Origin of the sequence: Mycobacterium sp. E3251 (genome assembly GCF_001666835.1) — a bacterium.
Lineage (GTDB): Bacteria > Actinomycetota > Actinomycetes > Mycobacteriales > Mycobacteriaceae > Mycobacterium.
The window spans coordinates 48,200-62,163 of the sequence record NZ_LZJF01000059.1 but is presented as its reverse complement, the minus strand read 5'-3'; the positions used below and the strand labels follow the sequence as shown (position 1 = coordinate 62,163).

At 67.7% G+C, this 13,964-nt stretch carries 14 protein-coding genes and 1 pseudogene; 10 read left to right on the top strand and 5 right to left on the bottom strand.

All coding sequences use genetic code 11. The features are described from left to right. Window positions 1-18 precede the first annotated feature (18 nt). The gene (locus A5697_RS07920) at window positions 19-273 is read right to left on the bottom strand and encodes a DUF5703 family protein (protein ID WP_067946694.1); all 255 of its coding nucleotides are present in this window, start codon (window positions 271-273) and stop codon (window positions 19-21) included. After that, window positions 270-1,292: a YncE family protein gene (locus A5697_RS07915; protein WP_068009531.1), complete on the bottom strand. Its 1,023-nt coding sequence runs from the start codon at window positions 1,290-1,292 to the stop codon at window positions 270-272. Before A5697_RS07915 ends, A5697_RS07920 begins: the two co-directional genes overlap by 4 nt. Window positions 1,293-1,446: 154 nt before the next feature. Between A5697_RS07915 and A5697_RS07910 the strand changes: the two genes are divergently transcribed. The 7 genes from A5697_RS07910 to A5697_RS07880 all read left to right on the top strand — a co-directional run bounded on the left by A5697_RS07910 (window position 1,447) and on the right by A5697_RS07880 (window position 7,040). Continuing rightward, window positions 1,447-1,749: a hypothetical protein gene (locus A5697_RS07910; RefSeq protein ID WP_067946690.1), complete on the top strand. Its 303-nt coding sequence runs from the start codon at window positions 1,447-1,449 to the stop codon at window positions 1,747-1,749. A 72-nt stretch (window positions 1,750-1,821) separates the two neighbouring features. Beyond that, window positions 1,822-2,586, top strand: coding sequence for a histidine phosphatase family protein (locus A5697_RS07905; RefSeq protein ID WP_068009529.1), 765 nt, complete (start codon window positions 1,822-1,824; stop codon window positions 2,584-2,586). A gap of 73 nt (window positions 2,587-2,659) precedes the next feature. Further along, on the top strand, window positions 2,660-3,247 hold the full coding sequence (locus A5697_RS07900) for a DUF3090 domain-containing protein (RefSeq protein WP_067946686.1): 588 nt from the start codon (window positions 2,660-2,662) through the stop codon (window positions 3,245-3,247). Further along, window positions 3,231-4,046: an SCO1664 family protein gene (locus tag A5697_RS07895; RefSeq protein WP_369806091.1), complete on the top strand. Its 816-nt coding sequence runs from the start codon at window positions 3,231-3,233 to the stop codon at window positions 4,044-4,046. Before A5697_RS07900 ends, A5697_RS07895 begins: the two co-directional genes overlap by 17 nt. A 31-nt stretch (window positions 4,047-4,077) precedes the next feature. Then, window positions 4,078-4,878, top strand: coding sequence for a 3'(2'),5'-bisphosphate nucleotidase CysQ (locus A5697_RS07890; RefSeq protein WP_068009526.1), 801 nt, complete (start codon window positions 4,078-4,080; stop codon window positions 4,876-4,878). Window positions 4,879-4,902: 24 nt separating this feature from the next. Continuing rightward, window positions 4,903-6,138 carry a cysteine--1-D-myo-inosityl 2-amino-2-deoxy-alpha-D-glucopyranoside ligase gene (gene mshC / locus A5697_RS07885; RefSeq protein WP_067946679.1) on the top strand — a complete coding sequence of 412 codons (1,236 nt, stop codon included), beginning with the start codon at window positions 4,903-4,905 and terminating at the stop codon, window positions 6,136-6,138. A 17-nt stretch (window positions 6,139-6,155) separates the two neighbouring features. Continuing rightward, complete coding sequence (locus A5697_RS07880; protein ID WP_068009523.1) at window positions 6,156-7,040, top strand: SDR family oxidoreductase; 885 nt, start codon at window positions 6,156-6,158, stop codon at window positions 7,038-7,040. On the opposite strand, the gene A5697_RS07875 is transcribed toward A5697_RS07880, so the two are convergent. Further along, entirely contained in the window at window positions 7,037-7,927 is an 891-nt protein-coding gene (locus A5697_RS07875) for a PAC2 family protein (RefSeq protein WP_067946675.1), read from the bottom strand. The genes A5697_RS07880 and A5697_RS07875 overlap by 4 nt on opposite strands. Window positions 7,928-8,036: 109 nt before the next feature. Between A5697_RS07875 and A5697_RS28730 the strand changes: the two are divergent. From A5697_RS28730 to A5697_RS07865, 3 genes and pseudogenes are all read left to right on the top strand, one after another. Continuing rightward, a pseudogene (locus tag A5697_RS28730) lies at window positions 8,037-8,317 on the top strand (hypothetical protein); the annotation flags it as partial. A gap of 112 nt (window positions 8,318-8,429) precedes the next feature. After that, the gene (gene metH, locus A5697_RS07870) at window positions 8,430-12,191 is read left to right on the top strand and encodes a methionine synthase (RefSeq protein WP_068009520.1); all 3,762 of its coding nucleotides are present in this window, start codon (window positions 8,430-8,432) and stop codon (window positions 12,189-12,191) included. An 8-nt stretch (window positions 12,192-12,199) separates the two neighbouring features. Then, on the top strand, window positions 12,200-12,484 hold the full coding sequence (locus tag A5697_RS07865; protein WP_067946670.1) for a hypothetical protein: 285 nt from the start codon (window positions 12,200-12,202) through the stop codon (window positions 12,482-12,484). 22 nt (window positions 12,485-12,506) lie between these two features. Here the strand turns inward: A5697_RS07865 and A5697_RS07860 are convergent, their stop codons facing one another. Further along, window positions 12,507-13,274, bottom strand: a complete 768-nt coding sequence (locus A5697_RS07860) for a mannan-binding family protein (protein WP_068009509.1) — start codon at window positions 13,272-13,274, stop codon at window positions 12,507-12,509. Then, window positions 13,271-13,957 (bottom strand): tetratricopeptide repeat protein, encoded by a 687-nt coding sequence (locus tag A5697_RS07855; RefSeq protein WP_068009507.1) that lies wholly within the window; start codon window positions 13,955-13,957, stop codon window positions 13,271-13,273. The genes A5697_RS07860 and A5697_RS07855 overlap by 4 nt, the downstream gene beginning before the upstream one ends. Window positions 13,958-13,964: the final 7 nt, after the last annotated feature.

Below are 13,964 nucleotides of genomic sequence, written 5' to 3'. Positions count from 1 at the left end.
CGCGCGGTTGGGTCACCGTCACAGTTCCGGTTGGTCAGGCCGCCGGTTGTTCAGCCGAGACTTCTTGCGGCGCAACAACACTCGTCGGCTGCCGTCGTTGTAAAGCCGCACCCGGGTCAGCTCCCAGCCCCGGAATTCGGCCTCGATGGACAACCGGATCGACGCGCTGAGGCGGGTCACCTCGGGCGGCAGGCGCAGCGGCACCCACTCGTATTCGTCGGACAGCTCGGTGTCCCAGCCCGGGGGCAACTGACTTCGGCGCGGCGCGGTCAACGCTTACCCGCCGCGTGTTCGATGACCTGAACCCCCGCACCGGACCCCGACACCACGTACAAGGTGTCTGACGCTTCGTCGAAGGCCAGTGAGTTCGGTTGCTGCACGGTCGGGTAACGCACCTTTTCGACGGGAATTCCGGTGGACAGATCGTAACCAACCACCATATTGGAAGCGGTCTGGGTTACCCAGCTCAACTCGCGGGATCCGGCCAGGCCGTACGGCGCCTGGGGCACCGGATAGGCCTGCCGCAAGATCAGCGGGTCGACGCCGTACACCAGCAGCTGGCCGCCCCGGGTGTCGGCGACCAGAACCCGGCCCCACGGGTCCGCGGCCATGGTGGTTGCGCCCTCGCCCGCCCGCAGCGCCTGGCGGGCTTGGCCGTCGGCGCCGATCGTCGTCACCGAGGTTTGCCCCCGGTCCAGGACCGCCGTCGTATTCCCTTGCGCGGCAAGCGCGTCGACGCGGGCGAAGATCTTGGTCCGGCTGCCGACGGTCGCGGTGTCGACGCTGCCCGGTGTCGGGGAGGCAAGGATATAGACAGCCCCGTCGGCGCTGCCCAACACCAGTTTGCCGTCGGCGCGCTGGGCGACCGCGGTGAAGTCGGCCTGCCCGGCGTCGGTGACGTTCACCTGCCTTGAACGGCCGGTGGTCAGGTCGACCACGACATAGCCGCCCCGGGCGGCCAGGAAGAGCGTGCCGTGGCCGTCGTCGGTCAGCGAGGTCGCCGGCCCCGGCAGGTCGATGACGCGCGGTGCGGCCTGCGGGTCACCGAAGACCGTGACGGTGGCAGGACCCGGCGGGGCGGCGGCGGGCGCCAGCACCGCGAGGTGGTGGGTGCCACGGTCGAACACCGCGGCCGTGGCGTGGGCGACCAGCGCGCGGACCACGCCGGCCGGGTTCTGCGACACCGGCGGCGACACGGCCGGCGCGGCCGGCTCGATGGTGGGCGGAGCCGATTTGAATGTATTCGACGAACATCCCGCGGCGGCGCCCAGCAAAAGCGCGACGCCAAGCAAACCTCGGCGAGCGGCCGCTCGGCGACGCACATGCGTTGACAGCAATTCTTTTCCTCGCGTAACAACGGTGGACTGGGGACATTAAGGAACGCCTTCGCATCCAATATGGCCATGTCGCCTACATCAAGTCTCGCGGGCGGGGTATGGTCGGGCCATGGCCGTCACCGTTGACCGGCATATCGCGGAGAAAGAGTTTGCTGTCGAAGATTTGTCGACAGGCATTTTCGCCAGCGGATATGGACAAGTCGGTGATGGGCGCAGTTTCGCGTTCCACATCGAGCACCGATCGCTCGTCGTCGAAATTTACCGGCCGCGCCTTGCCGGGCCCGTTCCCCAGGCGGATGAGGTGGTCGCGAGGGCGATCCGCAGCCTGGTCGACATCGACGTCTCCGACGAGCGCAGCCTCATCGCCGCCGTCCGTGACTCGGTGGCGCACGCGGTGCCGGTCTCGCGCTAGTCAAGAACCCGCACCCGCACCGGGTACGGTCGTGATCGTGCTTTGGGCGACATGTCAGTGGGATACCGCGGTATGACGGTCATCCTGTTGCGCCACGGCCGCTCCACCTCGAACACCGCCGGCGTCCTCGCCGGACGCTCCGAGGGTGTCGACCTCGACGACAAGGGGCGCGACCAGGCCGCCGGACTGATCGACAGGATCGGCGACCTGCCCATCCGCGGGCTGATCAGTTCGCCACTGCTGCGCTGCCGGCGCACCGTCGAACCGCTCGCCGAAGCGCTGTGCCTCGAGCCGCTCATCGAAGACCGGCTCGCCGAAGTGGACTACGGGGACTGGACCGGCCGCAAGATCGCCGAGCTGGCCGGCGAGCCGCTGTGGCGGGTCGTGCAGGCCCACCCGAGTGCGGCGGTGTTTCCCGGCGGCGAGGGGCTGGCGGAGGTGCAGGCGCGCGCCGTGGCCGCCGTCCGGGAGCACGATCGGCGGCTGGCTGTCGAGCACGGCGGCGACGCCCTGTGGGTGGCCTGCACTCACGGTGATGTCATCAAGGCGGTGGTCGCCGACGCCTACGGCATGCACCTGGACGCGTTCCAGCGGGTCACCGCCGACCCGGCGTCGGTGAGTGTGATCCGGTACACCGAATTGCGCCCATTTGTGTTGCACGTCAACCACACCGGTGCGAAGTTGGCTGCGGCGCTGCGGGCCGGGTCACCGCCCAAGTACGAGCCCCAGGATGAGGCGAAGGCGAAGACGGATGGTGAGTCCCAGCCGGCGCCAACGGGAGAGCCGGCCCCGGCCATGCCGTCCGGCGACGCGGTGGTCGGCGGCTCGACAGACTAATTCCGCTTAAAAGAGGGCAAGCGGGGCAATCGAATCGCACGGCGAAGGCAACAGCCGGTATTTTGGAGGTGCCATGGCCCGCGCAATCCACGTCTTCCGCACACCCGACCGCTTCGTGGCCGGGACCGTTGGTCAGCCCGGAAACCGCACGTTCTACATACAGGCGGTGCACGATGCCCGGGTGGTGTCGGTGGTGTTGGAGAAGCAGCAGGTGGCGGTGCTGGCCGAGCGCATCGGTGCGCTGCTGCTCGAGGTGAATCGCAGGTTCGGCACGCCGGTCCCCCCGGAGCCCGCCGAGGTCGAGGATCTCAACCCGCTGATCACCCCCGTCGACGCCGAGTTCCGGGTCGGAACCATGGGCCTGGGCTGGGATTCGGAGGCCCAGACCGTGGTGGTCGAATTGCTGGCCGTCACCGACGCCGAATTCGACGCGTCGGTGGTGCTAGACGACACCGAAGAGGGTCCCGACGCGGTGCGGGTGTTCTTGACGCCGGAGTCGGCGCGGCAGTTCGCCACGCGCTCCAATCGCGTCATCTCAGCGGGACGCCCGCCGTGTCCGCTGTGCGACGAACCGTTGGATCCGGAGGGCCATATCTGCGCGCGCGCCAACGGCTATAGGCGCAGCGCGCTGCTCGGGCCTGACGATGAACTTGAGGCCTGACGACCGTGAGGTGTTGCGCAACGGCGAGCTGACGGTCATCGGACGCATCCGCTCAGCCAGCAACGCCACCTTCCTGTGTGAGTCCACGCTCGGCGAATCGACCGTGCACTGCGTCTACAAGCCGGTCTCGGGCGAGGCGCCACTGTGGGACTTTCCCGACGGAACGCTGGCGGGTCGCGAAGTCGCCGCCTACCTGGTGTCGACGTGTTTGGGGTGGAACATCGTGCCCTACACGGTGATTCGTCACGGGCCTGCCGGTCCGGGCATGCTGCAGCTTTGGGTGGACCAACCGGGCGACGCCGCCGATTCCGCCCCGAGGCCCGGCCCCGACCTGGTCGACCTGTTTCCCGCCAACCAACCTCAGCCCGGTTACCTGCCGGTGCTGCGGGCCTACGACTACGCCGGCGACGAGGTGGTCTTGATGCACGCCGACGACATCCGGCTGCGGCGGATGGCTGTCTTCGACGTGCTGGTCAACAACGCCGACCGCAAAGGTGGCCATGTTCTGCGCGACGTCGAGGGCCACGTCTACGGCGTCGACCACGGTGTGTGCCTGCATGTCGAGAACAAGCTGCGCACGGTGCTGTGGGGCTGGGCCAACAAGCCGGTCGACGAGAAGATGCTGGAGCCGGTGGCCGGACTCACCGAGGCCCTGACGGGCTCGCTGGGCGATGAATTGGCCGAGCACATCACGCGGGCGGAGATCGCGGCGCTGCGCAGGCGCGCGCACGCGCTGCTGGACGATCCGGTGATGCCGGGCCCCAACCGGCACCGGCCCATTCCATGGCCGGCCTTCTGAGCGGCACTCGGGCGTCGGGAATACTGAGCCGGTGAGCCAGGGCCCGGATGAGTTGACCGATGCCGCACTGGCCGCCGAACTCGCCGCCGACGCGGGGGAGTTGCTGCTCAATGTGCGCGACGAGATCGGCTTCGGTCACCCGTGGGCGTTGGGCGACGCCGGCGACGCATTGGCCAACGAGCTCATCCTGCGCCGGTTGCGCGCCGAGCGCCCCGACGACGCGGTGCTCAGCGAGGAGGCCTACGACGACCGGCGCCGGCTCAAGTGCGACCGGGTGTGGATCATCGACCCGCTGGATGGCACCCGGGAGTTCTCCACGCCGGGCCGCGACGACTGGGCGGTGCACATCGCGCTGTGGCAGCGTCCCACCGGCGACCCCACCAACGGCCAGCGGGAGATCACCGACGCGGCGGTGTCGTTGCCGGCCCGCGGGAACACGGTGTACCGCACCGACACCGTGACCGCCGACGCCGCGCGCGTCGGCGTACCGCACACGTTTCGCATCGCCGTGAGCGCCACCCGGCCGCCCTTCGTGCTGCACCGCATGCGCCAGTCGTTGGCGATACAGCCGGTGGCTATTGGTTCGGCGGGCGCCAAGGCGATGGCCATCATCGACGGCGACGTCGACGCCTACCTGCATGCGGGCGGGCAGTGGGAGTGGGACTCGGCGGCGCCGGCCGGCGTTGTGATGGCCGCCGGCATGCACGCGTCACGCCTGGACGGCTCGCCGATGCGCTACAACCAGTTCGACCCCTACCTGCCCGACTTCGTGATGTGCCGCGCCGAGGTGGCGCCGATCCTGCTCGCTGCCATCCGCGACGCATGGCGTTAGGTCACCGCGTTTAGAGTCGTTGGCATGCAGTCGTGGGAGTTTCCACCGGTTCCGGTATTGCCGGGACGTGGACCGGAGCTCCGGCTGTATGACACCTCCGATCGGCAGGTGCGGCCGGTGGCGGCCGGATCGACTGCGACCATGTACGTCTGCGGCATCACCCCGTACGACTCCACTCATCTCGGACACGCGGCCACCTATCTCACCTTCGATCTGGTCTACCGGCAATGGCTGGATCTCGGCCACGCCGTGCATTACGTGCAGAACGTCACCGACGTCGACGATCCACTGTTCGAGCGCGCCCAGCGCGACGGTGTCGACTGGCGTGAGCTCGGCGATCGTGAGGTCGTGCGCTTCCGGGAGGACATGGCGGCGCTGCGGGTCCTGCCGCCGCGCGATTATGTCGCGGCCACCCAGGCGATCCCCGAGGTGGTCGAGCTCGTCGAGAAGATGCTGGCGTCGGGGGCGGCGTACGTCGTCGACGGCGACTACCCGGACGTCTACTACCGGGCGGACGCCACCCCGCAGTTCGGCTACGAGTCGGGCTACGACCGCGAAACCATGCTGCGACTCTTCGAACAGCGCGGCGGCGACCCGCACCGGCCCGGCAAGAGCGACGAGCTGGACGCGCTGCTGTGGCGCGCCGCGCGGCCGGGAGAGCCGAGCTGGCCGTCACCGTTCGGCGACGGGCGGCCCGGCTGGCATGTCGAATGCGCGGCGATCGCGCTCAGCCGCATCGGCAGCGGCCTAGACATCCAGGGCGGGGGCAGCGACCTGATCTTCCCGCACCACGAATTCACCGCCGCACATGCCGAATGTGTAAGGGGCGAGCGGCGATTCGCCCGCCACTACGTGCACGCGGGCATGATCGGCTGGGACGGGCACAAGATGTCCAAGAGCCGGGGCAACCTGGTGCTGGTGTCGACCTTGCGGGCCCAGGGCATCGAGCCGGCGGCCATCCGCCTGGGCCTGCTGGCCGGGCACTACCGCGCGGACCGGTTCTGGAGCCAGCAGGTGCTCGACGAGGCCATCGCCCGGCTCGGGCGCTGGCGCACCGCGACGGGGTTGCCCGCCGGTCCCGACGCCGCCGACGTGATCGCGCGGGTGCGCCGATACCTCGCCGACGACCTGAACACGCCCAAAGCGCTTGCCGCGCTTGATGGTTGGACCACCGACGCGCTCGAGTACGGCGGCCACGACGCCGAAGCGCCGAAGCTGGTGGCGACCGCGATCGATGCGCTGCTCGGGGTGGAACTGTAAAGGGTACGTTTGCCGCCATGACGTCACTGCAGGACAAAGTTGTTTTGATCACCGGCGGGGCCCGGGGCATCGGGGCCGAGGTCGCCCGCCGGCTGCGTAACAAGGGCGCCAGGTTGGTGCTCACCGATGTCAACGACACCGAGCTGAAAGCGCTGGCCGCCGAACTCGGCGACGACCGCGTGCTGACCGCGGTCGCCGATGTGCGAGACCTGCCGGCGATGCAGGCCGTCGCCGCGCAGGCCGTCGAGCGGTTCGGCGGCATCGACGTCGTCGTGGCCAACGCGGGCATCGCCAGCTACGGGTCGGTGTTGCAAGTCGACCCGGAGGCGTTCAAGCGGGTGATGGACATCAATGTGCTCGGCGTTTTCAACACCGTGCGGGCCACGCTGCCGGCGGTGATCGAGCGCCGCGGCTACGTGTTGATCGTCTCGTCGCTGGCCGCATACGCCGCCTGCCCGGGCCTGGTTCCCTACAACGCGTCGAAGGCCGGCGTCGAGATCCTCGCCAACGCGCTGCGGCTGGAGGTCGCCCACCGCGGCGTCGACGTCGGCTCGTCGCACATGTCGTGGATCGACACCGCCCTGGTCCGCGACACCGAGGCCGACCTGCCCGCCTTCGGCAAGCTGCTCGCCAGCTTCCCCTGGCCGCTGAACAAGACCACCACCGTCGACAAGTGCGCGGACGCGTTCGTCAAGGGCATCGAACGCCGCCGCAACCGCGTCTACTGCCCGGGTTGGGTCGCCCTGTTCCGCTGGATCAAGCCGGTGCTGTCCACCCCGGTCGGGGAACTGTCCCTGCACAAGCCCACCGCGGAGCTACTGCCCCAGCTGGACGCCCAAGTCGCGGCGCTCGGCCGGTCCACCAGCGCCTACAACCAGGGCTTGGGCAAGAAGCAGGGTTAGCGGCCGAAGCCGGGACGACGGCGCCGCAGATACCGCTCGAACTCGGCGGCCAGCGCGTCCCCGTCGATCTTGCCCAGGGCCTCGTTCATGTCGACCTCGGCGTCGCCGCGCTGCTCCAGCGACGACACGTATTCGGCCAAATCCTCGTCCTCGGCGGCCATCTCGGTGATGGCCTGCTCCCACTCCTCGGCCTCCGTCGGCAGGTCGGCCAGCGGAACCTCGATGTCGAGCACGTCCTCGACGCGGCGCAGCAGCGCCACCGTCGCCTTCGGGTTCGGCGGCTGCGACACGTAGTGCGGCACCGCCGCCCAGAACGTCACGGCGGGGATCCCGGCGGCCACGCAGGCGTCCTGGAACACCCCGGCGATGCCGGTCGGGCCCTCGTAGCGGCTCTCCTCGAGCCCGAAGCGTTTCGCCGACTCGGGGGAGTAGGCCGCGCCCGAGACCGGGACCGGCCGGGTGTGCGGCGTGTCGGCGAGCAGGGCGCCCAGGATCACCACGGTGTCCACGTTGAGCTTGTCGGCGATGGCGACCAGTTCGGCGCAGAAGGTGCGCCAGCGCATATTGGGTTCCACCCCGTGCATCAACACGACGTCGCGGTCGCTGCCCGGCGGCCGGCAGTGCGAAATACGCATCGCCGGCCACACCAGCTCCCGGGTGACCCCGTCGACCTGCCGGATGACCGGGCGATTCACCTGGTAGTCGTAATATGCCTCGTCGTCGATCTCCAGGATCGGGTCGGCTTCCCAGATGGCCTCGAGGTGCTCGAGCGCGTCACTGGCCGCGTCGCCGGCGTCGTTCCAGCCCTCAAACGCCGCCACGACGATGGTGTTGTGCAGTTCGGGCAGTGCGGCTCCTCCATAGGGCCGGCCCTGGGGCGGGGTCACAGAATCAGCGTACGGCCTTGCGCCCCGATGTTCGGCGTGACCATCGGCCTTGCCTGTCAGGGACCTGTCAACCTCTGGGCCTTTTGCATAGGACGACTATCCTTGTGGGGTGACTGCCGTGAGCGACCACGACTACGACACCGACATCCTCGACGCTTTGGCACGGCGTGCGGTGGCCGGTGACGGGGCGATGGGCACTCAATCGCGGGCCGCTGACCTGGGCATCGGCGACCGCAACAACCGGCGTCGACGCGGTCGAGACGAAATACGTTCGGCCGCAATCTGGTTAACCTTGGTAACTACGACATTGCCGACAAGATCCGCGAGTTGGCGCTCACGGGCAGCGCGATCGCCGAGCGGGTCGGGTCGAGCAGGGCGTCCAGTCGTCGGGTGACGACGTAGACTTTTCTGGTCGAGAGGCGTTGCAACGGTTCGCCGGCCATGCCGGTATCCGCCACGCTCGGCAGAGTCAAGGACGCCTTCCGCTACGGAAGGAACGTACGTGAACGCCCCCAAAAGCGCCCCGGCGTCGGAGACCTTCGTGCCGAACATCCGCCCCGACTGCACCGAAGAACTGACGGCCGCCCTGCGCCGGCGAATCATGGTGATCGACGGCGCGATGGGCACGGCGATCCAGCGGGACCGGCCGGACGAGGCCGGTTACCGCGGCGACCGGTTCACGGAGTGGCCGACCGCCCTTCAGGGCAACAATGACCTGCTCAACCTGACGCAGCCGCAGATCATCGAGGGGATCCACCGCGAGTACCTCGAGGCGGGCGCCGACATCCTGGAAACCAACACGTTCAACGCGAACGCGATCTCGCTCTCCGACTACGGCATGCAGGACCTGGCCTACGAGCTCAACTACGCCGGCGCCGCCCTGGCCCGCAAGGCCGCCGACGAATACAGCACCCCGGAGAAGCCCCGTTACGTCGCCGGCGCCATCGGGCCGACGACGCGGACCGCGTCGATCTCGCCGGACGTCAACGACCCGGGCGCCCGCAATGTCTCCTACGACCTGCTGGTCGCCGCCTACCTCGAAGCCGCGAACGGCCTGGTCGACGGCGGTGTCGACCTCTTGATCATCGAGACGATCTTCGACTCGCTGAACGCCAAGGCCGCGGTGTTCGCCGTCGAGACGCTTTTCGAGGAGCGCGGACGCCGCTGGCCGGTGATCATTTCGGGCACCATCACCGATGCTTCCGGCCGGACGTTGTCCGGTCAGGTCACCGAGGCTTTCTGGAACTCGATCAGGCACGCGAAGCCGCTCGCGGTCGGCCTCAACTGCGCGCTGGGCGCGCCGGAGATGAGGCCCTACATCGCCGAGGTGGCGCGGATCGCGGACACCTTCGTCTCCTGCTATCCGAACGCCGGCCTGCCCAACGCGTTCGGCGAGTACGACGAGTCCCCGGAGCGCCAAGCCGGCTACATCGCCGACTTCGCCGAGGCGGGCCTGGTCAACCTCGTCGGCGGGTGCTGCGGGACGGCACCGCCGCACATCGCCGAGATCGCCAAGGTCGTCGAGGGCAAACCGCCGCGCGAGCTGCCGGAGATCGAGGTGGCCACGCGCCTCTCGGGCCTCGAGCCGCTGAACATCACCGACGATTCCCTGTTCGTGAACATCGGTGAGCGCACCAACATCACCGGCTCCGCCCGGTTCCGCAACCTGATCAAGGCCGAGGACTACGACAGCGCGCTGTCGGTCGCCCTGCAGCAGGTCGAGGTCGGTGCGCAGGTCATCGACATCAACATGGACGAGGGCATGATCGATGGCGTCGCCGCGATGGACCGGTTCACCAAGCTGATCGCGGCCGAGCCGGACATCAGCCGCGTTCCGGTGATGATCGACTCCTCCAAGTGGGAGGTCATCGAGGCCGGCCTGAAGAACGTGCAGGGCAAGCCGATCGTCAACTCGATCTCCATGAAGGAGGGCGAGGAGAAGTTCGTCCGCGAGGCGCGGCTGTGCCGCAAGTACGGCGCCGCCGTCGTCGTGATGGCCTTCGACGAACAGGGGCAGGCCGACAACCTGGAGCGGCGCAAGGAGATCTGCGGTCGCGCCTACCGGATCCTGACCGAAGAGGTCGGCTTCCCACCCGAGGACATCATCTTCGACCCGAACTGCTTCGCGCTGGCCACCGGTATCGAGGAGCACGCGACCTACGGGATCGACTTCATCGAAGCCTGCGCCTGGATCAAGGAGAACCTTCCGGGGGTGCACATCTCCGGAGGCATCTCGAACGTGTCGTTCTCGTTCCGGGGCAACAACCCCGTGCGCGAGGCGATCCATTCGGTGTTCTTGTTCCACGCCATCAAGGCCGGCCTGGACATGGGCATCGTCAACGCCGGTGCGCTGGTGCCGTACGACTCGATCGACCCCGAGCTACGGGATCGCATCGAGGACGTGGTGTTGAACCGTCGCGCGGATGCGGCCGAACGGCTGCTGGAGATCGCGGAACGGTTCAACAGCAAGGAGAAGGGCGAGGACCCCGCGACTGCCGAGTGGCGGAGCCTGCCCGTCCGCGAGCGGATCACGCACGCCCTGGTCAAAGGGATCGACGCGCACGTCGATGACGACACCGAGGAACTACGGGCCGAGATCGCGGCGGCGGGTGGCCGCCCGATCGAGGTGATCGAGGGCCCGCTGATGGACGGCATGAACGTCGTCGGTGACCTGTTCGGCTCGGGCAAGATGTTCCTGCCCCAGGTCGTGAAGTCGGCGCGGGTGATGAAGAAGGCCGTCGCGTACCTGCTGCCGTTCATCGAGAAGGAGAAAGAGCAGAACGGCACCGCGGCGGCGAAGGACACCAACGGCACCATCGTGATGGCGACCGTGAAGGGCGACGTGCACGACATCGGCAAGAACATCGTCGGGGTTGTGTTGCAGTGCAACAACTTCGAAGTGATCGACCTCGGTGTGATGGTGCCCGCCGAGAAGATCCTGGCCGCGGCGAAGGAGCACGACGCCGACATCATCGGACTGTCCGGACTGATCACCCCATCGTTGGACGAGATGGTCAACTTCGCCGTAGAGATGGAACGCCAGGGCCTGGAAATCCCGCTGCTGATCGGTGGTGCGACCACCTCGCGCGCCCATACGGCCGTGAAGGTGGCGCCGCGTCGCAGTGGCCCGGTGGTCTGGGTCAAGGACGCCTCCCGCTCGGTGCCGGTCGCCGCCGCGCTGCTCGACGACAAGCAGCGTCCAGCCCTGCTGGAGGCCACCGCGAAGGATTACGCCGACCTGCGCGAACGGCACTCCCAGAAGAACGAGCGGCCAATGCTGACGCTGGAGAAGGCGCGCGCGAACCGGACGCCCATCGAATGGGACGGCTACACGCCGCCGGTGCCCGCCCAGGGTCTCGGCGTCCGGGAATTCCAGGACTATGACATCGCCGAGTTGCGTGAGTACATCGACTGGCAGCCGTTCTTCAACGCCTGGGAGATGAAGGGCAGATTCCCGGACATCCTCAACAACCCCGTCTCGGGCGAGGCTGCCCGCAAGCTGTACGACGACGCCCAGGAGATGCTCGACACCCTGATCAAGGAAAAGTGGCTGACCGCCAACGGGGTGATCGGGTTCTTCCCGGCCAACGCGGTTGGGGACGACATCGAGGTGTACACCGACGAGACCCGCACCGAGGTGCTGACGACGTTGCACAACCTGCGCCAGCAGGGTGAGCATCGGGACGGCATCCCGAACCGGTCGCTGGGCGACTACGTCGCGCCCAAGGACACCGGTCTGGCTGACTACGTCGGCGCCTTCGCCGTCACCGCGGGGCTCGGCAGCCAGGAGAAGATCGCGGAGTTCAAGGCGGCCGTCGACGATTACAGCGCGATCCTGCTGGAGTCGCTCGCCGACCGGCTGGCAGAGGCTTTCGCCGAACGGATGCACCAACGGGTCCGCAAGGAGTTCTGGGGATTCCAGCCGGACGAGCAGCTGGACAACGATGCGCTCATCGGCGAGAAGTACGTGGGGATCCGCCCAGCCCCGGGCTACCCGGCCTGCCCGGAGCACACCGAGAAGGCGACACTGTGGGAGTTGCTGGACGTCAAGGAGCGGACCGGCATCGAGCTGACGGAGTCGATGGCGATGTGGCCCGGTGCCGCCGTCAGCGGCTGGTATTTCTCGCATCCGCAGTCGCAGTACTTCGTGATCGGTCGGATGGCCCAGGACCAGGTCGCCGACTACGCGAAGCGCAAGGGCTGGACCCTGCGGGAAGCCGAGCGTTGGCTCGCCCCGAACCTCGGCTACAACCCGGAGGACTGAGTAGGGGGATGTTCATGCTGGAGCGAGAGCTGAACCGCATCGTCGATATCGCGGTGGAAGCCGTGAACGCTACGGTCCTGCACGTGCGGCGCATCGTCGGAGCGCTGGGTACCGCGCTCGACCGCACGAAGCGCGAAGTCAGCGATTTAGCCTGGGATTACGGCGATCTGGCGGCAAGCGTCCGCTTCACGGCCCGCAGCAGCCGCGCGTCCACCGGGGACGGTCAGGTGGCGCACAGCGAGCACGTTGCCGACGTGATATCGATCGACCTGCGTCGTCGAAAGGCCAACTGAGCCAGCCGCACAGGCGCAGACGCTAGATGCGCAGCACCGAACTCAACGCGGACAACGGGATGTGTGCTTGCACCGTGCCGCCGTCCATGAACCACTGCATCACGCCGGGCGTGAAGTTGAGGGGCTCGTCGTGCGCCACCGGGTAGTCCGGCATGTACAGGATCAACTCGTCCGGAGTGACCGCCCACGCCTTGTAGGCCCCGGAGTAGACCTTGTCGGGAGTCCAGCGGTCGACGGTGAACGGGTAGGTTCCCGGGTCGTGTGGCGGCGGCGCCTGATCGAGCGCGGTTTCGATAAACGGTTGGGCCAGTGGGGGAATGGCCGTCAGCGGATTTGATGTCGTCAGATCCGCCAGCTGCATGCGTCGGCCACTTGCCATGTCGAACGTGAAGGTCCGGTAGGCGTTGTTGGGCTTTGGCCCGTCAGCGTGGTAGTCCTCGTGGAACACGGCGCTGAGCAGATTGCCGTGCCGGAATACCTCGAAGTTCTCCTCGCCGTAGCTGTCGGCGGCCATGGCGCCGTTGGCCGTCTTCCAATTGTTGACCAGGGTGCGCAGGTAGTCGCGGATCACCGGGCCCGTGGTCGGATTGTCGACCAGGTCGTCGGGCACCGCGACCTTGATGTCCCGGACGGCCTTGCGCTCCGACGTGACAGAGGTGTGGCAGTACTGGCCGTCCCAGTCACCGCCGAGCTCACCGCAGAATGACGGCGCGGAAGTGTACGCCGTGGCCGCGGTGGGAATCGTTGTGGCCGCGGCCAATACGACTGCCGCCAAGATCCGTCGGATCACAGCAGCTGAACCTTGCTCGCCCGCCAGCGGCCGTCGACCTTTTCCATGGTCATCTTGATCCTGCTGCGGTCGATGCGCGGGTCGGGTGCGGCGGTGTTGGTGACGGTCTGGTCGATGAAGACCAGCACGACAACCTTGTTCGCCGACTCGGACTGAATCGCCGAGTCCACCACCACGCCGTGCGCGGTCGCCTTGTTGTCGATCAGCAGCTGGCGGAGCTTGACGCTGGACTGGGTGTACATGTCCTTGAACTCGCCCGTCGCGCCGTCGAGAACCTGCCTGAAGTTCTCGTCGACCTTGTTCGAATCAATGCTCGTCAGCACTTGCGCGTAGGCGATGGCCGCCTGCTGGGCCTGCTCGCCGGCCAGCTTGACCTGATGCTCTTGCCACAGCCGCCAGCCGAGGAACCCCGAAACGCCAAGCGAGACAACGAGCAACACCGGCAACACGCTGCGGCGCAGATAGCGCTTCCACGGGCGCTTAGTGCCCTCGGTCTTGGGACGCTTGCCTTTTAGCAGCGCACCAACGTCGCCGCCCTCGTCTTCATCGGCTGCCTCGCCGGATTCTTCGCCGCGCACCTCGTCGGCGTCTTCGGTTGCGGATTCCGGTGTTTCGGCGTCCGGCTCCGGTTCGGCGTGCGCCTTGGCCTTCGGGTTCTTCTCGGTGGTCACGATCACGGTCATCTCCTAG